The sequence below is a fragment of the Pseudomonas sp. PvP001 genome (assembly GCF_040546375.1).
Classification (GTDB): domain Bacteria; phylum Pseudomonadota; class Gammaproteobacteria; order Pseudomonadales; family Pseudomonadaceae; genus Aquipseudomonas; species Aquipseudomonas coleopterorum.
Map to the genome: position 1 here is coordinate 138,795 of NZ_JBEPNQ010000001.1, position 23,009 is coordinate 161,803.

The window sequence follows — 23,009 nt, forward strand, 5'->3', positions numbered from 1 at the left end:
CACTCACGCGTTGCCCAGGTACGCTTGATTCGCGTCGTCAAGCTGTAAGTTTTGCCAGTGGAAGCGCGTATTGGTTGATGGCTACGCTGTGCTGGTTGAGAAATACGAGCTCTGCCGCCGGGAATGGCTCGCCAGCAACGCAGAACCCGATTTCCGGTCAATGTGGCATGAGTAGGTAGCGACATGGAATACGACGACAACTGGTTGAAGATGCCGTGCTTGCGCTGTCGGCAACCTACAGGTCCGATACAGGCAATTTCGGTATGAGAACTCCAATGGATCGGAGATCTGAATCCGATAGCTGACCGCATACTCCTAATAGGTTGGACAGGTTTGTGGATTGATTGGGTTTTGAGTTATCGGAGATCTCGCCCAGATTTACGATTGACTGGCCAGCCAACGGGCAGCTTTAGCGCTGCGGCTGCAAGACGTGAATCTTGACGAGGATGATTAACAGCTTTAGAAACGTACTTGACGCTACGCAGGTCCCAAGCGCTTGACGTGGGATGGACAGAGGCTGAGCAGATGCTCCCACGAATCGGTCGGCACAGAGGGCGATGAGTACTCGAGATTGATGCTTATGAGAGTGTGGGTACCAGAGGATCAGGATCGTCTGATGAAGGACCGACGCCGGGAGACCAAAGGCAACCCTGCCACCCGAATCGCGCATCATAACGTTACGCATAATGTATATTATGTTAAATCAGGTATTAACCATCCTTGCCCACCTCAGGCCACACCCCCTCCACAAGAACCACGATGGCTATCTTCGTTAGTCCGCTCGGCGCCCTCGGTTGGTTCAGTTACACCACTCCCGAGGACATGAGCGTCATGGTCTAGGTTGATCGCGCCTCTGATTTTCGCCCGGCACTGTGGTAGTGACAGTTTTGGGCTCGTACGATTACGACCCGCACCGCCGGCACAAACGGTGAACCAGCTACTCGATGCCCAGATCACCTGGTGATTGACTGCTGGTCGTCGCGGGGTTTTCCCCCAGGCTCTCCTGCTAACCGTTGTTGCTCATGGAGCGCCTCTGGTCACGCATTCAGAATTCGCTCTATACGCTGACGCGCAGCCCCAGTGAGCCGTTTGACCCCAAGCAGCCGCGCAACTTCTAATGCAGGGTCTGCCGCATCAATGATGCTCGCAGCGATGCGCAGCTCCTCTGCGGCAATTTCTTCAATCGAACGTGCATCGTTGGCCGATACGGGAACACGGTATGTCGACCACGCCATCACATCGCCGTAAGCTTGCCAGATAAATACCTCTCCAAAGCCCGCCTGCTGGACGTGATAATGCTGATCAGCCAGCTCCAACACGCGATCTCTAATCAGTCGACCCGATCGTTGGAAGCCATGTGCACGTGCGACACGTTGAACCAATAGCGTGTCGAGGATTGGCGCCTCCTGGCGAAGCACCTCTTCGATGATCTGTTGTAGCACGGGGGTGTATTCAGGTACGTGAAACCGCTCGGCTTCGATCAATGAGGCGAGTGCCGAAAGATCAGCCACTCGATATTCACCCTGTCGTCCGGCAGCAGCTTGGGCGCTACAGTCGCGAGCGATTCGAGCCTCTCCGACCTCCAATGAGTGCTCATTACTGAGAGCGACCGGGGATTCAGTGGAGACTTCTACAACCTCGTCCATCTCTGGCTCCACGGCGAAGTCGATCACGACCGTTGGAGCTACCACGTCATCCGCCTGAATTGGCGCAACTGCCAGCCGGGATTGATCCAGTAGGTCATTGAGGGCTGCGTGCAGCTTCTGTAGAGCGCCTTCCTTGTTCACCCACCATTCCGTCGACCACAAGCGCAGTAGATTCCATCCCAAGCCTTTGAGAATCGCCGCGCGAACTTTGTCTCGGTCCCGAGCAGTGGCAGCGCTGTGATATGTGGCGCCATCGCATTCAACGCCTGCCAAGTAATCACCCGGCCTATCAGGGTGAACAATTCCCAGATCGATGCGGAAACGCGATACGCCAATTTGTGGCACTACCTGCCAGCCAAGACGTCGGAGACCCTGGGCGACAGCCTCCTCGAACGGCGAGTCGTAGCCGCCTACCGAGCCTTGTATCGCCTCGGCCAGTGCCCTCGGGCCGCGCTGAGCGAATTCGATGAAGTGCTTCAAGTCGCGGACGGCGCGAGCGTTGGTCCGGTTCAGATCGATCATCGACGGATCGAAGGATGTGAAAACGAGCATCTCTCGCCGAGACCGGGTGATGGCGACGTTCAACCTGCGCCATCCACCGTCCTTGTTGAGCTGGCCGAAGTTCATGGACATGACCGGCGCGCCCGGCTCCGTAGGTCCATAACCTATCCCGAGCATGATCAAATCGCGCTCATCGCCCTGGACCGTTTCCAGGTTCTTCACGACTACAGGTTCGGTCTGTGTATCTTGGAAAAACGGCTCGATTTCTGGGTACTGCTTGCGTGCGGTATCCAGCAAATCGTTGACCAGCTTTTGCTGGTCAGAGTTAAGCGTGATGATCCCGATTGAGTGGCCGGCAGCGACGAACGCAGGATCGGTCAGACGCTTTACCGTCTCCATGACGATGGCTTCAGCCTCAGCTTGGTTGTAGCGGCCTTTCCCTTTCGCATAGACACCTTCAACCTTGCGCCACTCGACAGCGCTTGCACGGGTCTCCGCCGCTGGGAAGGTAATCAGGTTGCTATCGTAGTAACGATGGTTGGAGAACGCGATCAGGCTTTCATGACGGCTTCGGTAGTGCCAGCTCAGGCTGTGGCTTGGCACCCCTGCCCCCAAGCATTCATCCAGGATGCTTTCCATGTCTTCGGCGGTAGCATCGTCCCCCGCGTTTGGACCACGGCTGAAGAAGTTGGTCGGTGGCATCTGACGCGGGTCACCTGCGATTACCACTTGCTTGCCTCGAGCAATGGAGCCAATGGCGTCCCATGGAGCGATCTGCGAAGCCTCGTCGAAGATGACCAAGTCAAATGGAGGCTGATCGGCAGGTAGGAACTGCGCAATGGACAGCGGGCTCATGAGCATGCACGGAGCCAGGCGGTTCAACGCATCGCCCATCTCAATCGCCAACTGCCGGACCGGTTTGTGCCGACGAGACTTTTGCAATTCGTGTTTGAGAATCGCGAAGCCGCTGCTCTTGGGGATGTCGTTCTTGGACGGGATAAGCCCGCAGAGCTTCGCCCGGATGTATCGCACGGTTAATTTCGCCAGTTCATCGTCCAGACGAACGAATTGCCCCGATATCACTCATGTGTTCGGCAGCGACGAAGTTTCTGAGAAGCGGTTCACTGTCGATGCCATGGGTCGCAAACCAATGGGCGTAGGCAGTGACGAATGTGTCTTCAGTTGTGGTTGGCAACAGACGTCCTGCTTCCAGAGCGTGAGCCAGACTGATGAGCCCAGCCTCGGTAGCCTGCTCGCGGACTCGGCACCAATCGCACCATGCTTTTAGCTGTTCTTCCTGTTGCTGAATGGAGAGCGTGGTAGCCCGCAGTGCAGCAACGGACGGATGCGTACCGGTGCTGTTTCCAGCCAGTCCCGCAAATAGTCGTGCTGCATCGTCATATCGCGATAAGGCTTGTTGCAAGACCGTCAGCGCAGCAGCGATTTGCCCAGTTGGCGCCAGCATTTCATTCGCATCGATGACAAGACGCGCGACTGAGCCGCGCAAGGAAACCAGGTGGTCGGGTGATTCGGCGTGAGCACTCAGCAGCCCGCGCAGATTTTCAGCCAATATGACAGCGCGCAGTGTGCGGGCGCTGTCGCTCGTCAGACCTTGCCAGCCTGGAATCGACTGCATATCGCCTGCCAACCCATCCAACTCGGTTAGCTGAGCATGAAGGCGCTCGAAAGTAGCGAGATCGGCCAGGGTATCTGGAAGACCCGCTGCACCACCCAATGTGGCTAACTTCTTCGCAACCTTTTTCTGGGCGAACGTTGCCAGGAACCAGAACTTACCCTCAGCCGATTGCCAGTCACTGCGCAATTGTTCGAACGGGACACGGCGGCACGCTTCATCGGCGTAATCCAGTGAGAGCCGTTCCTCAAGCTCCCTGTAGCTCTCGATCAACTGACACGCCCGTCGCGCGGATTCGATACGCGTCACAGCATCGGGCGCAAATGCGAAGGAAAGGTTCTGCCCATGGGACTCCACGACCAGAGTGACCAAATCACATAACTGCTGGATCTGAACCACCTCGGCTACAGGCAACGACAGGTGCGTCAGCCCAAGGAGCTTCTCGCTTGCGGCGTTCAACGCATCAAGCGCCTGCGGCAATTCACGTGAGGCCTTGGCGATCTCTGACTGCCAGGCGTTCGACCATTGGGTCTGCGACAGAGCACCAAATCTGCCTGACAGATCACGAGCGGCGTTGCCGTTTAAGCCAAGCCGCCGGGAGATATCGAGTAAATTTCCATACTCGGCAGCATCGTGCCGTGTGGTCGGGGCCCAGCTCAGCTTCGGTGTCTGTAGGCTGTGGTCGCGGATTACACGACCAATCGCTTGGTGCAGGGAAAGGCCGTTATCCCAACGGCGGTGCAGGACGTCAACCAACTGGTTCAGTCGTGAACGAAGGGTTTGCAACCGCGCAGCTTCATGCTCCCACTCTTGGGGGCTCAATGCGTCGCTCACGTGCCACGCACGATCCAGCTGTTTGAGCACTTCAACCTTCGACGCCTTGCTTGAATGCAGCTCCAAGCAGAACTCGCCCAGTCCTTTTTCAGCCAGTCGGCGATAAACCACATCCAGGGCCGCACGCTTTTCAGCAACGAAGAGCACGCGACGGCCCAAGGCTAGGTTGTGCGCAATCATATTAGCAATGGTCTGCGATTTCCCGGTGCCAGGTGGACCATCCATTACAAAGCTATGAGTACTGGCAGAAGCAACTACGGCTGATAGCTGCGACGAGTCGGCAGGCAGTGGTGCGAACAGTTGTGCGGGAGTGACAGATGAATCCAGTCGCTCGGGCCGTGGGAAGTCGTCTGAACAGGAAAAGCTCTGACCTGCTTCATTTGGCTCCAAGAGGTGCTTGACCAGAGGGCTTTGCAGCAACTGCGCCGCGTTGGCGTTCAGGTCTTTCCACATCAAATATTTGGCAAAGGAGAATGTGCCCAGAACCAGCTCGGTGCTCACCTCAAACCCGGGCACATCGCGTACTGCTCGCCGCACCATGTTCCAGATGCCGGTCACATCGATGCCGCTTTCATCATTCGGTAGTTCGCCATCGAGCCCAGGGATCACCAGCTCAAAATCATGACGTAGCAGTTCAAGCAGCGTGAGGTTGAAACGTGGCTCCTCATCGAGCAGGCTCAGTGTCACTCCGGACAAAGCGCTTTTGCGCTCAAGCTTTACCGGCAGCAAGATCAGTGGGGCTGAGTACGCTTTTACGTCGTCTGCGCTTTTCTTCCACTTTAGGAAACCGATGGCCAAGAACAGGGTGTTTGCCCCGCCCTCCTCCAAATCGCTGCGCGCTTTGCGAAACAGATCGATGAGCGTCGCTTCAAGCTTGACCTTTTCCAGATTCGCTAGGACTTCGCCACGCGCAAGTGCCTGGCGAGCGACTTCATCAACCAGGCTTTCGTTGTTTCGCTGCTCATAGAGAGCGACATCACGGCCACTGCTTTTCAGGTCAGGTACTGGCACCACGCGAATGCGCCCGCCACTGGAGAGAAGATCCTCAAGAGCGGCTGGGTCCGGGCAAAGAAGACGAACACCCTTGGCGCTATCTGGTAGGTGCAGCAGGCGATTGCGAGTGGTGAGATCAAGTAATTTGCGCTGCCAAAGCGTAAGCTTGCCGGCTGGACCGTCGCTTCCTTCGTTGATTTCGATATCGAACCCTGGAAGCTGCGGAGCATCTTCTAGCCCTTGAGCAGCGGACAACGCGTCGGAGGTCGAGTCGACCACCTCGACCGCAGACACCAGCGCCATTGGGCGTATCTTCTGCATGCGGGCACGATGTACGTCGATGGCCATAATGAACTGCTCATCATCGAGCTGCCGTTCGGCCGCTGCGACTGCCTGGCTGAAGCTAGGCGGATGCGCTTGTGTCGCCAAAGTGGTCTCGAAAACCACCATCTCCTTCAAATCAAGACGCTTGCGCACTGCCGAGGCCTCGTCGGTCAGCAGTTGCGAAAACTCTTGAGGCTGTAACCAGACGCCAGCGAATGCATGCCCTTTTGTCATCAGAAGCAAAGCGTTTAGTCCGGCCTGCTCTAGCGCCGCTGCGAACAACAAGGCGGTGTCGAGACACGTTGCAACACCGTTTTCCAGCACGACACTCGGGGGCCTGATCTTCTGGCCCTGATGCTCGAAGCTGGCCGGAGGCAATGCGTAGCTCAATTGAAAGCTGCAAACCCCTGACCAGATGGCAGAGGCCAGTTCCCAAGTACGGCTGCGTGATTTGCTTTCATAGCCGTCAATGCCATCTTTCTTGCCTGCCCGGCGCAACACTTGCGAAGCGGCTTTGAGCACACGGTCTACCGCTGGGTCATTGGGCATGCAGAAAGCAGCCAGCAGCTCAGGCATGGCGCTCAAACCGCCCCACTCTGTTCGAGCCAGCAATTCTGTTGGGAAGCGCTGTTCGAGGAGTAGGCTCTCACCTTGAACCAGACGCATTACGACATCAGCGGTCAGGCTTTCGCTAAGCCCAGATAGGTAGCCTGCATTGAGCTTGATGTCGCGTTCGGAAATGCTGAGTCGATCACCCGCATGGATACGGTCAATATTCCAAGTTCGGCTTTCGACGAAGTCCGGGTCGGTACTCAAAGTCAGGGTGAGGTTTTCTAGGGTCGTCTCTTCTTGGTTCCAGATGCTCAACTCGCGTACGAGCGGTACCGCATTCTGGTGTGAGGCGAAGCCGATTTTACGGGCAATCAGCGCCTCAATCTTGATGTTCATTCACGGGCTCCTGCTGCTGCAAGTGCTGGCCTCCTGAAAAGGCCGCAAATGGCGCCTATAGTCCATTAGTAATCGACGGTTGGGAATTTGTTTATCAGTGAACCAGACGGGTTGATGCATTATTAAAGTTGAGAGGCCGTGCTTTTGCGAGCAGGCGCAGCTGCGTTTGAGGCCCGCCCTCGCCTACCTATGATCTCGCTTCGGACTCCCGCAGTTCAGCACAGAATCCCTGCTTGGCCCCCCACGAGCGGACATAGCTTTCTTCGGCTCGATGAGCAACCGGTAAGTCGGTGCCGCCGCTCATTTCAGGTCAATTATGAAGATCTCCACGTGGCAACCCGCCACGTAGAGCAGCTCACCATACCGCTGTATAGTTACCTATATACCCAAATCCGAGCCCCCGATGCCCGTTCCAGCGCGCCTTCCGCTTCCCCTGCTCAGTTTCCTTTTGCTGATAGTCACCGTCCTGCTGTCTCTGCTGCTCGGCCGCTATGCGATTTCACCCCTTGAACTGCTCCATTTCCTGGCGACCCTATGCGGCGTGGGCGACATGCCTGCCGAGCGTTATCGGTTGATCCACAGCCTGCTGATCGATGCTCGCGCACCGCGCATGTTTGCCGGAATGCTGGTAGGGGCCGGGCTTTCGGTTTCCGGAGCGGCCTATCAGGCGGTGTTCCGCAATCCACTGGTATCGCCGGGGTTGCTGGGGGTGCTCAGCGGCTGTGCGTTCGGCGCGGCGCTGGGGATCATCTGTCATTGGCAGGCGCTGCCGATTGCCGTGCTGTCGTGTGTCACCGGCTTGATTGCCGTCGCGGTCGGGGTCGGCATTGCCCACCAGTTTCAGACGACGTCGATCCTGCTGTTGGTGCTGGGCGGGATCGTCGCCAATGCGCTGTTCACGTCATTGCTGTCGATCACCCAATACCTGGCTGACCCAGTCGATCAACTGCCAAGCATCGTCTACTGGCTGCTTGGCAGTCTCAGCGCAGTGGACCGCAGCACACTGCTGATCATCGGGCCCATGCTGACGGTAGCGATTGTCCTGCTGTGTCTGGCGGGGCGCGCGATCGATGCTCTGTCCCTGAGTGATGACGAGGCCCTGAGCCTCGGCGTGCCGGTGCAGCGCATTCGCTACGGCGTGATCGTGCTGGCCACGTTGATTTGTGCTCTGACGGTGAGCCTGGCCGGCATGGTCGGCTGGATCGGCCTGCTGGTGCCGCATCTTGCGCGCCTGCTGGTGGGTCCGGGCAACGCGCGACTGCTACCGGTCAGCGCCTGTCTGGGAGGTGCCTTTCTGCTGGCGGCGGATGGCGTCGCGCGCAGCCTGTCGGCGGGTGAAATTCCGCTGGGAATCATCACCGAACTGTTCGGTGCCATTGCCTTCGTGCTGGTGCTGCATCGCGTGCGCAGGGGCTGGCTATGACGTTGTTGCAGGCCGAAGGGCTGGGGTATCGCATCGGCGAGCGGCAGATTCTCGAAGACATCTCGGTCAACGTGAACCCCGGCGACAACATCGCGTTGCTGGGCGCCAATGGAGCGGGCAAAAGCACCTTGCTGCGTATCCTGCTGGGTCTCTTGGCGCCTGCATCCGGGCAGGTCTGTTTACAAGGGCAACCCTTGAAGGCGCTGAGCCGGCGGACCATCGCCCGGCAGCTGGCCTACGTGCCGCAAAGCCATACACCGGGTTTTCCCTTCAGCGTTTCGCACATCGTCGCGCAAGGCCGGCTGCCCAGTACCGGTCTGATGAGCGTCCCGAGCCGCACCGATGAGGAGTACGTCGAGCAGGCCCTGGCCGATCTGGGCATCGCCCATTTATCAGCGCGCACCTACACCGAACTGTCCGGCGGCGAACGACAGTTGGTGCTGATCGCTCGGGCGCTGGTGCAGCGCGCCCGGCTGATCGTACTGGACGAGCCGATCACGGGCCTGGATTACGGCCATCAACTGCGCCTGCTTGCACTGCTCGAACGCCTGGCCGAGCAAGGCCTTGCCATTGTTTCCAGCACCCATCGCCCCGAACAGGCGCAGGCTTCGGCCAATCGCGTCTGGGTGCTGCACGAAGGCCGTTTGATCGCCGATGGCGCGCCTGCGCAAGTGGTCGACAGCGCGCTCATGCAGCGCCTCTACAACGTCAGCGTCAGACAGATCGACGCTGACGGTCATCGCTTTTTTATCCCTTGCTGAGTCCCTCATCAATGAGACAGTCCCGCTCGTCCCGCTTTGCTTTTGCGCCGCTGTTGCTGGGCAGCGCGATCCACCTGGCCCGCGCCGAGGACATCACGCTGGCGCCTATCGATGTCGATGCCAATGAATCCATCGCCCAGCAAGCACGGGAAAAGTCCGCGACCCTCGGGCCGATGGGCCAGCGGCGCCTGCAGGACACGCCCTACTCCATCAGCGTCATGTCCCGCGATCTGATCGACAGCCAACAACTCAAGAGCTTCAAGGACATCATCCGTTACCTCCCCTCGGTGCAGGCCGACGGTGCCCGACCGCAGACCCGTGGTCTGCAAGGCAGCGTGGTGCAGAAAAGTCGTCTGGACGGGCTCAATGTGGTCTCGACAACCGATTACCCGGCCGAACAACTGGAGGGCGTTGAAGTGCTCAGCGGGTTGTCGGGATCCCTCTACGGTCCGGCCAACCCCGCAGGCACGTTCAACCTGCTGTCCAAGCGGCCGACTGACTTCACCCGCAACCGCGTGACCCTGGGCGTCGGCACTGGCCTGAGCTGGCTCAAGACCGCCGACCTCAGTGGCCTGTTCGATGCTGAAGGCAAGATCAGATATCGTCTCAATCTGGTCGACGAACAGGGGCACAGCTACGCGCCGGGCAGCACGTTGCGCCGTCAATTGGTGAGCCTGGCGACAGACTTTGAGATCAGCGACGACAGCGTCATCGAGACCAACTTCAGCCACTACAACTACCTGGCCAAAGGGCTGCCCGGCAAGTTCGCGGTCGCCTCCGGCGTCACCCTGCCCCACGCGCCGGATCCAACCAAAAGCAATCTGGGCCAGAACTACGCGGGCGACAACAACACCACCGACACCGCCAGCGCGCACTTCAAACATGATTTCGACGGCAACTGGAAGCTCGACGTCGGCGCCTTGCGGCAGATCGCCGACCGGGAATCTACCGGCGTGACCAACACCCTGATCAACAACGCCGGCACCTACCGCACGTCGGTTTCGAGCGCGACGGCCAGCCGTTTCACCATCAACAGCTACCTCGCCAACCTCAACGGTGCCCTCTACACCGGGCCGGTACGCCATGATTTGACCTTCGGCCTCACCGGCTTCGACTGGGACAACTACAACCCCGCAGCTGGCAGCACCCAGACCGCTGGGCACTGCCAGCCTGAGCAACCCTGCCAATTTCGCCGAGCCGAACTACCCCGATTTCACCGACCGGTATCACTCGGCCAACGCCAAACAGCGCTCGTTCATCGTCGGCGATACCCTCACCTTCACCCCGCAATGGAGCCTGATGCTCAGCGGCAGCCAGAGCCGCCTGACCGCCGATAACTACACGCTGGCAGGCGTTCATAGCGCCTCCGAAGGCTCGGGCATCAGCACTGCCAGCAGTCTGATCTACAAGCCGCTCGATGACCTGACGCTCTACCTCACCTACGCCGACAGCCTGCAGCAAGGCGACAGCGCCACGGCTGGCAGCAGCAACGCCGGAAGTATTCTCTCGCCCTACCGCAGCCGCATGTGGGAGCTGGGCAGCAAGTGGGTGGTCGGTGGCGTCAACCTGTCGCTGGCCGCCTTTCAGATCAAGCGTCCGTTCGCCTACACCCAAGCCGACAACGTCTACGCCATCGCGGGCGAGCAACGTAACCGTGGCCTTGAATTGCTCGCCGACGGCAACGTCACGCAGAATCTGAGGATGTATGGCGGCATCACCTGGCTCGATCCCAAGTTGCTCTCAACCGGCAATGCCAGCACCGAGGACACCCGCATCGTCGGCCTTTCGCGCGTCACTGCCAGCCTGCTCACCGAGTACCGTATCGATCAGGTGCCAGGCCTTGCCGTCAATCTCAATGCCCGGTACGTCGGTCCGCGTCCGGTGGATGACAGCAACGATCACTGGGTCGGCAGCTACCAGACCTTCGACATCGGCGCCAGCTACACCACCCGGCTGATGAACCGCGACACGGTGTATCGCCTGGAGATGACCAACGTCGGCAACGAGCATTACTGGACGAACATTGTCCCCGGCGGCCTGAACGGCTACACCGGCGCCGGTCAGGCCAGCGCGAGCGCGGGTGCACCGCGCATGTTGCAGGCCTCGATTCAGGTGGATCTCTAATGGGTCGCAAACTGCCCGGAGGTTGGGCGAGCCCTGTCGCGAGTTGCTTATTGCTCGGCAGCCTCAGCGCCTATGCGAGCGAGACTGCTGCCATCCAGGTGATCGATGACAGCGGCAAAACCGTCAGCATTCTTCACGAGCCGCTGCGTATCGCCGACGCCTGGTACGCCCACCATGTGCTGCTGATGACCCTGGGAGCAGGCTCGCGGATCGTCTCGACGGTCAATCACCCACGTAGCCAGCAATGGATGTTCAAAGTCTTGCCCAGCCTGAACGACGCCACGAGCATCGAGGGCACAACATTCAATGTCGAAGGCCTGCTGGGGCAGCGGGTCGATCTGGTTTTCACCTCGGTGGGTGACCGCCAATCCGTAGCCTACGAGCAGGTCGGCCTGCCCGTGATGCGCATGGGGTACACCGACCTGCTCGGCTTGCAGCGTTCCATGGTCGCCACCGCCCAGGCGCTGGGCGGTGAAGAACCCAGGCGTCGCGCGCAGGCTTACAACGCGTATCTGGATCGGCAATTGAAGCTTGTCAGCGACAAGGTCTCGGCGATCCCGATGGCGCAGCGCCCAAAGGTGCTGCACATCGCTTCGATCAACCCGTTGAAGGTCGATGGCAGTGGCACGCTGATCGATGACTGGATACGCATCGCCGGTGGGCGCAATGCTGCAACGGGCCTTGCGGGAAACATGCAGATCGTGTCGGCCGAACAGGTACTGGCCTGGCAACCCGATGTGCTGATACTGGCCGCAGGCGCCGGCAGCCTGGATCAGGCGGCACAGGCGTCTTTACTGCAACAGCTCACAGCCGTGAAGCATCAGCGTGTCTTGCGCAACCCGGCCGGGGTGTTTCCCTGGGATCGCTATGGCACCGAAGTCGCCCTGCAGATCAAATGGGCTGCGCAGCAACTGCACCCGACGCGGTTCAGCGACGTCGATATGGCGCGCACGACCCAGGATTTTTACCGGGAGTTCTTCGATTACCCGCTAAGTGATGCCGATGCTCAACGGATACTCCAGGGGATGGCACCAAGGTAATCTGCAGCAAAAAACGCAAGAGGGTCGAAGCAGCCATTCTCTGAACGCAACCTTTTGGGGAGCAACCAGACAGTCTCGCAGCACTGTACACAAGCACTGCGCTCAATCAGAGCGCATCTCGATCCGCACCTGGCCTGAGCAGTCGCATCTGCTGGCGGTAGTCGTCCGTTACCTGTCTGGCGGCCGCACCACCAGTCACGACTCTGGGCGTGATCAGAACAATCAGCTCGGTGCGGGCTTTGGATCTGGATTCAGTGCCGAACAGCCATCGCAAGCCTGGAACGCGGCCCAGATAGGGAACCGAAGAGCCGCTCTCGGCGTTGTTCTGCTGGATCAGCCCGCCCAACAATACGGTCTGCCCGCTCTGTACAGCGACCTGGGTCGCCACCGAGCGTGTCGATATGCGCGGATTTGCCTGGGTGGCAGTGATGCTGGACAACACCGCATCGCTTACCTGCTGCTGGATATCCATGTACACCAGGCCGCCGGGATTGATCCGCGGTACGACGTCCAGAATAACCCCCGTCTGCACGTACTCCACGCTGCTCAGCGTTGTGTCGGAGTTGGTGGTGTTCACCGTGGTCTGGCTGATGGGAACGTTATCGCCGACCTGAATCTGCGCCGGCTGGTTGTTCATCACCACCAGGGACGGTGCGGACAGCACTTGCGTCCGGCCACTGGATTCCAGTGCGCGAATGGCGATCTGCAGATTGGTGCTGACGAAAGAATAGAAGAACGAATCCGCAGCCCCCAGGCCCGCCCCGCCGCCGCCCAAGGCGCCTTGGCTACCTGGCGTGTTGGCGGTAGCGGGGACCGCCGAGTTTCCGGCCAGCCGGCCCAGGTACCACTGCACGCCCCGGTCCAGGTCATCGGTGAGTTGCACTTCGAGAATGCGCGTTTCGATCTGCACCTGCATCGGAGGATTATCCAACCGCTTGATGGCGGCTTCGATCTCCTTCCACTGGGCCGGGCGCGTTCTCACCAGCAATTGGTTGCTGCTGCGCTGAGCGGTGATGCGTGTGTCTTGATCGATGCCTCTGCCAGCGCCTTGAGCTTCTCCAGCGGCCGAGGATATGGGGTCGACATCTTCCGAGGCTTGCTCACCGAACGTCTCATCCTCGGAACTCTCGGCCTGATTGAAGCCTGCGACCGCCGCACCTGCACCCTGCCCCGTACCTCCGCCTTGCAAACTACCGACGGTCGACCCCCTCATGGATGCGCCACCCCCGAGGGAGCTTTGCCGCGTGGTACGCAGGCCAGGTGCCACACGGGCAGGCGCTTCGTCGGCAATCTGGCCATTGCCATAGATCTGACGTAGATAGCGGGCCAGGTCGGTCGCCTTCATGTTGAGCACATCGTAGACGTACATCTGCGGGTCGTTACCACCCCCCTCGTCGATCGTTCGGATCCACTGCCCCACCTCGGTGAGATAGGCGGGCTGGGAGGATATGGCAACGATCGAATTGGTTCGCTCAACTGGCAGAAACCGCACCATGCCGGCCAGTGGCGTGCCGCTCTGGGGGCCGAACAACTCCTGCAACTGAGGCATGAGCTCTGCCACTGAAGCACGCTGCAATCCGTACACGCCGATCGACATGCCTTTGAGCCAGTCGACATCAAAGGTGTCGACGGTATCTTGATAGTTGGCCAGTTCTTCGGCGGTCCCGCTCATGCTCAGAACGTTCCGCGCCGGGTCCACCAGCAGGAAAGCATTTTCCCGTGCGAACGGCTTGAGCAGTTTTTGCATTTCGGTGGCGCTGATGTAGCGCAGCGGGAACAGCCTTGCCGAAAGCCCGGCGCCAGGTGCAGCCATCGGCATTTCAGGAACCAGCTTGCCAGCCACGGCTTGAGCGGCAGGAACGATGACGTACCGGGAGCCCTGGCGGATCATTGCATTGTTGGTCCAGCCCAGCAGTGTCTCCAGTATGCCCAGCGCCTGTTGCTTGGTCACAGGCTTGGACGTGGAGAAGCTCACCGACCCGGTGACACCTTGGGCGATACTGTAGTTCTCCTGCAGCAGGTCACCCAGAATGCTGTTGATGACGGCCTCGATAGGCTGATCGGTGAAGTTGAAGACGATATCGGCGGATGAATCCTGAGCGCTGCCCGCGACGGGCCGTGACTGTCCCGCGGCGATGAACCGCTGGGAGCCACGGATGATCTGCTCCTTGGTGCTCTTGCCAGGGCCGGCTGCCGGGTCAGCGGCACGGGTGGACGGGACGACGGGTTCCGGGACGAATTTACGCTGCGCGCCTGTGCCGTCCAGGGCCTCGCGCGTGAGGTCATCGTCCCAGGAGGTGGTGTCGGCGCGATAACTGCAGCCGGCCAGCAACAGGGCCGCGATGGGGAACAACTGGATGAGCGAGCTACGGGCCGAACGGTGTTTGATCATGGCTTCAGGTTTTCAGGAAGTTTAGGCATGGCATCCCGCGAAGGTGCGGGCAGGCGTGGGGGCAGCAGAAGCAAACGTTGTTGTTGCCCCTGCAAGGAAAAAGTGGCTCCGTCGGACTCGACCGATTGCAACAGCCAGCCACTGGCAAGCGAGGTTCCGCGACGCAGGATGATCCGCTGTCCCGAAGGTAGCCGGAGCATGATCAGGCTCGTCGTGGCGGTTTTGACAACGCCAGTCAGGATCACCCCGCGCAACTCCGACACGTCCTGTGCGCCGGGGCCAGGATCGGGAGCACGATCGCCGCTGAACACGGGGCGCAGCCATGCGGCTTGCAAACGCTGGAGTGGCACTTGTGGCAATCCCATTTCAGGCGTATCGGCCAGAGCGATCGCTTTCTCTTCAGGAGCGGGGTACCAGTCAGGGACCGGCGTCGAGTGAGCAATGACCCAGCAGCAGCCTGCCGCCAGTGCAACCTGGCAAGCCGAGAGCACCCACGTGGCGAAGCGTAGATTCTTCATGCCCCTGTGCTCTTGACGGCAGGTGCAGGCGGAAGATAACCGCGCACCAACACGTGCACGGTCAGCCGCCCAGCGGGGCCGTGTGATGCGACCTCGGGCCGTCGTTGCACGCTTAGATGTTCGACGAACAGCATTGGCCGCTGCGTCTCCAATGCGTGCAACAGGCTGACAAGCGGCTGTGTGGCACACTCTAGTGTCAGGCTGACTTTCACCGGCACATAGGGCTCGGCAGAGGCATCCGACAGCATCGGCATTCGCTGCTGCACGCTGCAACCTGCGCCAAGGTTCGCCACATCACTGACCTGATCGGCCAGGTGCTGCATCAGGTCTGCCGCCACAGCACTGGGATCTCCCGTGGGCAACAAGCTGTCGGCGCCGGATGGATCCGTGCGCACCGCTTCCAGCCGTCGCTCCAGCGAACCACGACGGGCCAGTAGCTGCGCGTTATCGTGCTGCACTTCACGCAGCTGGCTGATTTGCTCGTTGATAGACGCGAGCGGACCGGTGAACCAGCTGGCGATCAATAGCCAGTATGCCGATGCAGCCAATGCCCCAAGAATCAGTAGCGCACAGGCTCTGCGCTCAGTCCGAGTCAGTGATCTGCGCATCCGCAGTCTCCCGGCGCAGTTGCGCCTTGACGTTGAAATTGTCTTTTGCAGTCCGCTCGTCCGCTCTGATGACGCCGTCGAAACGGGGTTTTTCCACGCTCTTGCATTCAGCCATCGCGCTGATCAGGACGCTGGCCCTGGCGCTTTGGCCCGCCATCGTCACCTCGCCTTGGTCGTTGATTTCCAACCTGTCGAGGGACGTATCGGTCGGCAGACATGTCGCCAGATCACCGAGCACCGTGGACAGAGCAGGCAGCTCTGCTTTTTTCTGCCGCAGATAGCTGGCCGCACCTTGGGTGCTGTCCAGTTCCTGTCGCAGCTCGCGCAGCGCAGCCACTTCGCTGTGCTGCAACTCAACGGCGGCCTGCACGGTCTCGAGCAGGCTCTGGCGATGGGCAAGCCACACACTCAACAGCACGAACATCGAGACCAGACAAGTGGCGAGCAGATAGCGATCGATTCGCTTGCCACCCGGCGCCGAGGTACGCGCAGAACCGGGCATCAAGTCCACACCGAGCGGCACGCCCTCCTGGCTCCGGGCATCAATGCTTCGGGGTTGGAACCCGCGGGCTTTACAGGCCTGCAATATCGCGTCCAGCCGTTGCGAAGGGATGGCGACCCATCGAATTTCAGCGACCGTGTTGCGCACCGAAATCACTTGGACGGCGTAGCTGAGGTCGGACGCGGGGTAAGGGCTGTATCGGTCCAGCTCGTACCGGATCACGGTCGCCGCATTGCTACCTGCGATCTGCGGGAGCCTGACGACCTGGGTGAGCACGCATGCGTAGGGCAGCACCAGGGTGGCGTTTGCCTTGACCTCGACAGTCTCACCCAGTGGCCAGTCTATGTTCGCCTGCGCTGTGGCTGCGGCCACACGTCGGCGCACGAACGATGGCAGCATGGCGAACAACTCGGCACTCCACCATCGCCAAGCGGTTTCGCCCCCAGCAGATTGCCAGAGACCGTGCAAACGCTGCTGGCAGGCGGCCAGGCCCGCAGCCAGAGACTCGCGCGCAGTCATCGCTCGGACCGCTGCAGGATGCGGTAAGGCGCTGCGGTCGAACCCGCTGGCTGTAGCAGCACCGTCGTGCGTATGCCGGCTTCGTGAGCCGTGGGCAGGTGGGCGATGCTCTCTACCGTGAAGATCGCACCGCCATCCGCCGCGAGCGCCGTTTTCGGCAATTTCAATGCGGTTCTCAACAGCGCTGTGGCAGCCGCTGGATCCGGTCGTGTCTGACCGCTCCACAACGTCATGTGCGGTGCCACACACAGATAGGTCTCTCGGCTCATTCCCGGTAATTCTCGTAATTGCTCAATTGCATGGATGGCAACATCACGGACCAGCCGCAGTGCACCCAGCGCACGGGCTATGGCCAACGCAGTGCGTTCCGGGCTGTGACAGGCCATCAGCAACCGAGCGAAATCTGCCTCGCTGCCGGCATTGGCATCCAGATAGCCCCTTTCGCTGCGAATGCTGACTTCGATTTTCGCCCCATCGAATTCCAGGGCATGCACGCTTCCATCAGCCTGCCAGACCTGACGGGTCTTCAAATCCGCGAACCCGGCAATCGCGATGTTCATACCGGCCTGCGCGGCCAGTAATGCCTGAAAGTGCTGGCGCTCCCAGAGCGCCTGGCGGTTCTGCAACTGCACCGACGACGCCAACGTGGCCAACATCAGACTGAGCAGCGCCAATACCCAAAGCACCAGCAACAGCGCTATTCCTCGCTGGTTGCTCATGGGCTTGCTGGCGAAGCCAGGTCAACGTAAAGGTTGATCTGCATGGACGGCCAGGCCACGGGCCCTGCGACAGACATATCGACCCGGACAGACCTGGGCAGTCGATCCGTCCAGGGCCACTGCTCCAACCAGCCAGTGGGTTTGCCCTGGGGATCGTTGCCTGCGTACCAGAACCGACCCTCTACCACATCACTGAGCAACTCCTGGGCATCACCCCAAGGTCTGTTGGGGTCCAGCATGGCCAGCGACATCGTTAGTTCATGAGCCGTGAGCTTGACCGTGTGCAAGCGCAGCCCTCCGCCCAGATACGGCGCAAGTGGTGCTACGAACCTCAGCTCATCGGTTCGTCCGTCGAACAGTACCGGCTTCGACGATGAAGGCCCTGTGCCGATCGGCAAAGGCAGCGCCGCACTGATCGTGGCGCGCAAGGTTCGCTGCGCGGCGCGCATCTGCTCCAGGCTCGTCACGTAGTCGGCAGCCCTTTCGCTGGAACGGGCTGCCGCAACCAGACCGCCGGCGGCCAGAAGCAGCAGCACCGACAACAGCAGCATCACCACCATCATTTCCATCAAGGTGAATCCCCGACTTGCAGACCTCATCGGTTTGTACCTGCCGGGCGACCCAGTAGCTGCAGGGTGCTGAACTGGACCTGCCGTTCACCACCGCTCACGATGAGATCCAGCCGAGCCAATCTCGTTGTCCCTTCACCATGAGCCATGGACGTGATCGACGCCTGCCAGCGAATCCCGCCTGGCCACTTGCCCTGTTGAGGGCCCGATTTTTCCATGTCCCAAGGTTGAGCATCGATCAAAGACCGCGCCACGCTCACCAGCCTGTCACTGTTCTCGACATGCGCCATGGCGCGCGCTGCATTACCCACGGCTACCAGCAGTACACTGGCACACACGCCCAGTAACGCCAGGGCGGCCAAGACCTCGATGAGAGTGAAGCCACGGGCGGATCTCATTGCCGTCTGCGCGCTTTGATGTTGCCACTTAGCCAAGCCACATCGATGCGCCATTGCTGGTCGCCGAACCTGACATCGATGTGCCCTCCACTGGCGCCGCCACTGGGGTAAAACTCGAACGCAGAACCGAGTTCGGATGAGCTTGTCACGGTCACTTCCAGCGAGTCCGGCCACTGCTGAACCGCCTCGCCCGATGCCTGATACCGCCGATTGGCCAGGTCGAACACGGCACGCACCGGCTGGCCTGTGACGATGGCTTTGGTCTTGGCCGAACGCAGCACGTCAACCATCGCGGACACCACTTGCCGCTCGTTCGCCTTGCCCAGGCCGGTGGAGACAGCGCTCACTACCAATGCGCTGCCGACACCAATGAACACGATGACCAGCAGCAGCTCGATCAGGGTGAATCCCCGGTTGCGCCTGGCGTCGAGCACGATTATTCCCAATTACCCAAGTCGGCCTGATAGCCGTCGCCGCCAGGCTGACCATCCTGGCCAAAAAAGATCAGGTCGAAACTGCCATGCTCACCTGGGAATCGGTAACCAAACGCATGTCCGAACGGGTCTTTCAAGTCGGACGGTTTGGCGTAGGGGCCGGTCCAGGTCTTCGCATTGCCCGGCTTGCTCACCAATGCCTGCAGAGTCGGCGGCGGAGCGCCATTGTCGAGTGCATAGCTTTCCACTTTCATGCTCAGGCTGGCGAGCTGCGCTTTGCCAGCACCGTACTTGCCTTTGTCGACGTTGCCGCCCACTTGCCGTACCACGATGGTTGCGACGATCCCCAACAGGACAATCACGGCAAGCATCTCGAGCAGGGTAAAACCCCGCTGAGTGCGGGACATCGATGAGTTCGTGTGCAGCATGATGATGATCCTCAAATATTACTGGTCAGGCTCATCAGCGGGAGCATGATGGCCAACATGATGACGGCGACCAACGCGGCCATGACGATGGTCAGAGTGGGAACCAATGCGGCCAGCATCCGATCGATCGAGCGTTTCGCCTCCACATCGAAGATGTCCGCGACTTTCAACAGCATCGCGTCGAGCTGACCGGCCTGCTCTCCGACTTCTATCATCTGCAGGGCAAGGTCAGGGACCAGGGGCGCACTGCCAAAACCATTGACAAGGGTACTGCCGCCTTTGACGGCTTCGGTCACGCTGCCCAGTTGCGACCTCAGTGCTCGGTTGCCACAGACTTGCTGGGTGATGACCAGTGCCTGCAGAAGCCCTACTCCGTTGCTCAGAAGAGTCCCCAGCGTACGAGTAAACCGCGCCACCTCGATGCGTTGCAGCAACCCGCCCAGGACTTTGCCGCGAAGCAGCCTGGCATCGATACGAACTCTTCGTTGAGGGTCGCGCAGCGACAGCGTCACGGCAGTCGCCAACAACGGCACCGCGGCGCCGAGCGCCAATGCGTGCGCGGCGAGCCCCTGACCCAATGCGAGGATGACCTCCGTGATCAGTGGCAGCGGCACATTCAGGTCGCGAAAAATCGGTACGAATTGCGGCACCACATAGGTGAGCAGCAATACCAGTGACCCCAGCACCCCGACGATCAGGAAGGCCGGATAGATAAGCGCGTTGATGACCTCGCCCCGGAGCTTTTCGCTGCGCTCCAGGTAATCCGTCAATTGGCTCAGCGTCTGTTGAAGCGTCCCGCCTGCTTCGCCCGCGCGGACCAGGGCGGTGTAAAGCGTAGGGAACTGTCGACCTTGTTCTTCCAGCACCGACGAGAACGGTCTGCCCGCCTTGACCTGCTGGCGAAGTGTTTCTACGAGCGCTCTCTGCCTCACATCCGTGGTTTGCTTGAGCACCGCGCCCAAGGCTCGTTGCAAGTCCTGACCCGCCCCGAGCAGCGTTGCCAGCTGTTGAGTGAAGCGCGCCAATGCCGTATTGCTCATTGCAGGCCGTTCAGCCCGGGTGGTGAAACTTGAGGTGGCACTGGCGCGAAGTTCCAGGACCAGCCAATTGCGCTTGTGCAGAATCTGCGCCGCTGCCTGCGCATCTGCGGCCTCGAGGCGACCACGCTCGCGACCACCGTCCTGGTTCAGGGCTGAGTATCTGTAATGGGCCATGGATCAATCGCCGCTCGTGAGGCGCAGGACTTCTTCGAGCGAAGTGATGCCTTCGACGGCTTGACGCAAGCCGTCTTCGTGCAGAGTTCTGAGACCTGCCCGGCGTGCTGCCTGCTCCAGCGAGGACGCGTCGGCCTTGCGCACCAACAACGCTCGAAGCTCGTCGTTCATGATCAACAACTCGGTGACTGCGCTGCGGCCCTGATAGCCGCCACCCGCTGCATGCTGATCGGCGCGGTAGAGCATGATCGGACGTTTCTGGGTGTAACGTTCAAGCCCGTACTCGACAATCAGTTCGTCCGGGGCCTGGAATGGGATTCGAGTCGCCGGGTCCAGGCGCCTGACCAAGCGCTGGGCCAGGACTGCCCGGACGGTGGACGCCACCAGATAACTTTCCACCCCCATATCCAGCAAGCGCGTGATGCTCGCCGCAGCGCTGTTGGTGTGCAATGTCGACAGCACCAAATGGCCGGTAAGCGACGCTTGGATGGCGATCCGACAGGTCTCCAGGTCGCGCATCTCACCGATCATGATGACATCGGGATCCTGACGCAGGATGGAGCGTAACGCCCCGGAGAAATCCAGTCCGATGGTGGGTTTGACCTGAATCTGGTTGATACCCTGAAGCTGGTACTCCACGGGGTCCTCGACGGTGATGATTTTTCGATCGGCCGTATTGAGGCGTGAAAGCGCGGTGTACAACGTTGTGGTTTTGCCAGACCCCGTCGGGCCGGTGACCAGCAGAATACCGTGTGGCTGTTCGAGTACCTGGGTGAATGCTTCAAGACGGGCACCATCGAAGCCCAGGCTTTGGAAGTCGAAATTGACAGTCTGTCGATCCAGCAGACGCATCACTACCGATTCACCGAAACTGGTCGGCACGGTTGAAACACGCAGATCCAGCTCTCGCCCCTGAATCTTGAAAACGATTCGACCGTCTTGCGGAAGCCGGCGCTCGGCAATGTCCAGCCGCGCCATGATCTTGATTCGCGAGATGATCGCGGCAGTCAGACTTGCCGGGGGCGCCTCGACGTCATACAAGACCCCATCGATTCGGTACCGGACCTGAAGCTGGGTTTCGAAGGGTTCAATGTGGATATCCGAGGCCCTTTGCTCTACGGCCCGCTGCATCACCAGATTGACCAACCTGATGACAGGTGCCTCAGAGGCCAGGTCTTTGAGGTGCTCGATGTCTTCTGCCGAAACGCCGGGCTCATCCAGTGTTTCGACCAGCGCCCCCATCGCAGTGCGCCCTTGCCCGTAGAGGCGCTCGATCAGATCCTGAACCTCAGCCGGGGTCCCGACTACGGGCCCTATAGGGCGTTGGTAGTAATAGGCGATGGCTTGCAGCGCGTAACTCGAGACGGGGCTCGAGACCGCGACCAGCAAGTCGCCCTGGCTCGTGGAGATGGGCACCAGACCGTGATGATGCATGAAGCGCAACGAGGGCGGCGCATCCTCATCGGCTGACATCGGGAGCGCCGCGACATCCAGGCGCGGAACGTCCATCAACGCGGCATAGGCATCGGCGATCACGCCAGCGGGTAGAACCCCGAGTCGTTGAAGTATGCCCACCAGATCGCCCTCCTCACCTTCGTCGAGCAGCCGTCGACCGCGCTCCGCGTCGCTGTGGCGCAGCAGCGAAGCGTCAATCAGCCAGTCGCAGACTTCGTAGGTGGATGGGATGTTCAAAGTTCAGTGCCGCTCAGTGGCGACCCTCGGTGGAAGTGTTGGATCTATAAATAGGAATGATCCTACCTGTGAAAAGATCTCGCGCCATCTGCCACTAGCTGCGGCATCTGCTTTTAGGCCGTCGTTTATTTTGATAGGGAAAATTTGGCACCAGCCTGGGTTTTGCGAACTATATCACCTGCCAAAACCTAACGCACACTCTGTTTTTGAAAAAGATTTTTTATGCCGTATTTTGGCTATAAGACGCTTTTTTACACTGCCAAGGGATTATTTTCGGCAATGATCTATTAATAATTATAGGGTCCTAGCGATTGAATTTTTATAGCATATCAAGTTAGTAAATTTGTTTTTTGCAAGTTCAGAACTTTTAGACCCAAACTACTGACTCAGCATTCGCGTTCCTGCTCCCTTCAGCCGGACGCACGCTCATTGCCGCCTAATCCCTTTCTATCTGGAGAATTCCTTGATGGCTCGACACTTGCTGCGCGCCGGCGCCTGCGCACTTCTGTGTATTACCGCAGCTTCAGCTTTTGCCGCTGACAACACCCCCGCCTCCGCCAACACCTCCGCCGATCTGCGCAAGGCGGTGGACGAGAAACGCGAACACCTCACCGGTGCCGACGCAGTGCAGAAGAACCGCACCTCAGGCGAACAACCGATATTGGAAGCCCCTGTCGACACCGAGGATGCGCCGAGCGTCGAGGAACAGAACTGAGCAGCCCTCAGCGCCGTAGACCCTTTCAACACGTATCCAGGAGTAATTCAGTGGCTAATATCAAACAAGGCTTC

16 protein-coding genes and 2 pseudogenes are annotated in these 23,009 nt (G+C 59.9%); 6 read left to right on the forward strand and 12 right to left on the reverse strand.

Annotation, left to right across the window (positions count from 1 at the left end; genetic code table 11):
• Positions 1 to 1,037: 1,037 nt before the first annotated feature.
• A pseudogene (gene proA / locus ABMD26_RS00655) lies at positions 1,038 to 6,879 on the reverse strand (anti-phage protein ProA).
• Between the two features lie 448 nt (positions 6,880 to 7,327).
• Here proA and ABMD26_RS00660 point away from each other — a divergent pair.
• The 5 genes and pseudogenes from ABMD26_RS00660 (at position 7,328) to ABMD26_RS00680 (ending at position 12,227) form a co-directional block, all read left to right on the forward strand.
• Complete coding sequence (locus ABMD26_RS00660; RefSeq protein ID WP_354306891.1) at positions 7,328 to 8,302, forward strand: FecCD family ABC transporter permease; 975 nt, start codon at positions 7,328 to 7,330, stop codon at positions 8,300 to 8,302.
• A complete protein-coding gene (locus ABMD26_RS00665; RefSeq protein ID WP_354306893.1) occupies positions 8,299 to 9,063 on the forward strand; it encodes an ABC transporter ATP-binding protein in 765 nt (254 codons plus the stop codon). The genes ABMD26_RS00660 and ABMD26_RS00665 overlap by 4 nt, the downstream gene beginning before the upstream one ends.
• Positions 9,064 to 9,281: 218 nt before the next feature.
• Positions 9,282 to 9,473 (forward strand): annotated as a pseudogene (locus ABMD26_RS00670) (hypothetical protein); the annotation flags it as partial.
• Between the two features lie 760 nt (positions 9,474 to 10,233).
• Positions 10,234 to 11,187, forward strand: coding sequence for a TonB-dependent receptor (locus tag ABMD26_RS00675; protein ID WP_354311775.1), 954 nt, complete (start codon positions 10,234 to 10,236; stop codon positions 11,185 to 11,187).
• A 50-nt stretch (positions 11,188 to 11,237) separates the two neighbouring features.
• Positions 11,238 to 12,227 carry an ABC transporter substrate-binding protein gene (locus ABMD26_RS00680; RefSeq protein WP_354306895.1) on the forward strand — a complete coding sequence of 330 codons (990 nt, stop codon included), beginning with the start codon at positions 11,238 to 11,240 and terminating at the stop codon, positions 12,225 to 12,227.
• Between the two features lie 106 nt (positions 12,228 to 12,333).
• On the opposite strand, the gene gspD is transcribed toward ABMD26_RS00680, so the two are convergent.
• The 11 genes from gspD to gspE all read right to left on the reverse strand — a co-directional run bounded on the left by gspD (position 12,334) and on the right by gspE (position 22,064).
• A complete protein-coding gene (gspD, locus tag ABMD26_RS00685) occupies positions 12,334 to 14,619 on the reverse strand; it encodes a type II secretion system secretin GspD (RefSeq protein WP_354306897.1) in 2,286 nt (761 codons plus the stop codon).
• Entirely contained in the window at positions 14,616 to 15,137 is a 522-nt protein-coding gene (locus ABMD26_RS00690) for a hypothetical protein (protein ID WP_354306899.1), read from the reverse strand. The genes gspD and ABMD26_RS00690 overlap by 4 nt, the downstream gene beginning before the upstream one ends.
• Positions 15,134 to 15,745: a type II secretion system protein GspM gene (gspM, locus tag ABMD26_RS00695; RefSeq protein WP_122742196.1), complete on the reverse strand. Its 612-nt coding sequence runs from the start codon at positions 15,743 to 15,745 to the stop codon at positions 15,134 to 15,136. Before gspM ends, ABMD26_RS00690 begins: the two co-directional genes overlap by 4 nt.
• Complete coding sequence (locus ABMD26_RS00700; RefSeq protein ID WP_502948288.1) at positions 15,720 to 16,655, reverse strand: PilN domain-containing protein; 936 nt, start codon at positions 16,653 to 16,655, stop codon at positions 15,720 to 15,722. The genes gspM and ABMD26_RS00700 overlap by 26 nt, the downstream gene beginning before the upstream one ends.
• A 107-nt stretch (positions 16,656 to 16,762) precedes the next feature.
• Positions 16,763 to 17,452 (reverse strand): type II secretion system minor pseudopilin GspK, encoded by a 690-nt coding sequence (locus ABMD26_RS00705; protein ID WP_354311777.1) that lies wholly within the window; start codon positions 17,450 to 17,452, stop codon positions 16,763 to 16,765.
• A 29-nt stretch (positions 17,453 to 17,481) separates the two neighbouring features.
• Entirely contained in the window at positions 17,482 to 18,084 is a 603-nt protein-coding gene (locus ABMD26_RS00710) for a type II secretion system protein GspJ (RefSeq protein WP_354306901.1), read from the reverse strand.
• Positions 18,081 to 18,452, reverse strand: coding sequence for a type II secretion system protein (locus tag ABMD26_RS00715; protein WP_354306903.1), 372 nt, complete (start codon positions 18,450 to 18,452; stop codon positions 18,081 to 18,083). The genes ABMD26_RS00710 and ABMD26_RS00715 overlap by 4 nt, the downstream gene beginning before the upstream one ends.
• A complete protein-coding gene (locus ABMD26_RS00720; protein ID WP_354306905.1) occupies positions 18,449 to 18,886 on the reverse strand; it encodes a GspH/FimT family pseudopilin in 438 nt (145 codons plus the stop codon). The genes ABMD26_RS00715 and ABMD26_RS00720 overlap by 4 nt, the downstream gene beginning before the upstream one ends.
• Before the next feature lie 2 nt (positions 18,887 to 18,888).
• Complete coding sequence (gene gspG / locus ABMD26_RS00725; protein ID WP_320497091.1) at positions 18,889 to 19,293, reverse strand: type II secretion system major pseudopilin GspG; 405 nt, start codon at positions 19,291 to 19,293, stop codon at positions 18,889 to 18,891.
• A gap of 32 nt (positions 19,294 to 19,325) precedes the next feature.
• Positions 19,326 to 20,528, reverse strand: a complete 1,203-nt coding sequence (locus tag ABMD26_RS00730) for a type II secretion system F family protein (protein ID WP_354306907.1) — start codon at positions 20,526 to 20,528, stop codon at positions 19,326 to 19,328.
• A 3-nt stretch (positions 20,529 to 20,531) separates the two neighbouring features.
• A complete protein-coding gene (gene gspE, locus ABMD26_RS00735; protein WP_502948289.1) occupies positions 20,532 to 22,064 on the reverse strand; it encodes a type II secretion system ATPase GspE in 1,533 nt (510 codons plus the stop codon).
• A 622-nt stretch (positions 22,065 to 22,686) separates the two neighbouring features.
• Here gspE and ABMD26_RS00740 point away from each other — a divergent pair.
• Positions 22,687 to 22,935 carry a hypothetical protein gene (locus tag ABMD26_RS00740; RefSeq protein ID WP_354306911.1) on the forward strand — a complete coding sequence of 83 codons (249 nt, stop codon included), beginning with the start codon at positions 22,687 to 22,689 and terminating at the stop codon, positions 22,933 to 22,935.
• Positions 22,936 to 23,009: the final 74 nt, after the last annotated feature.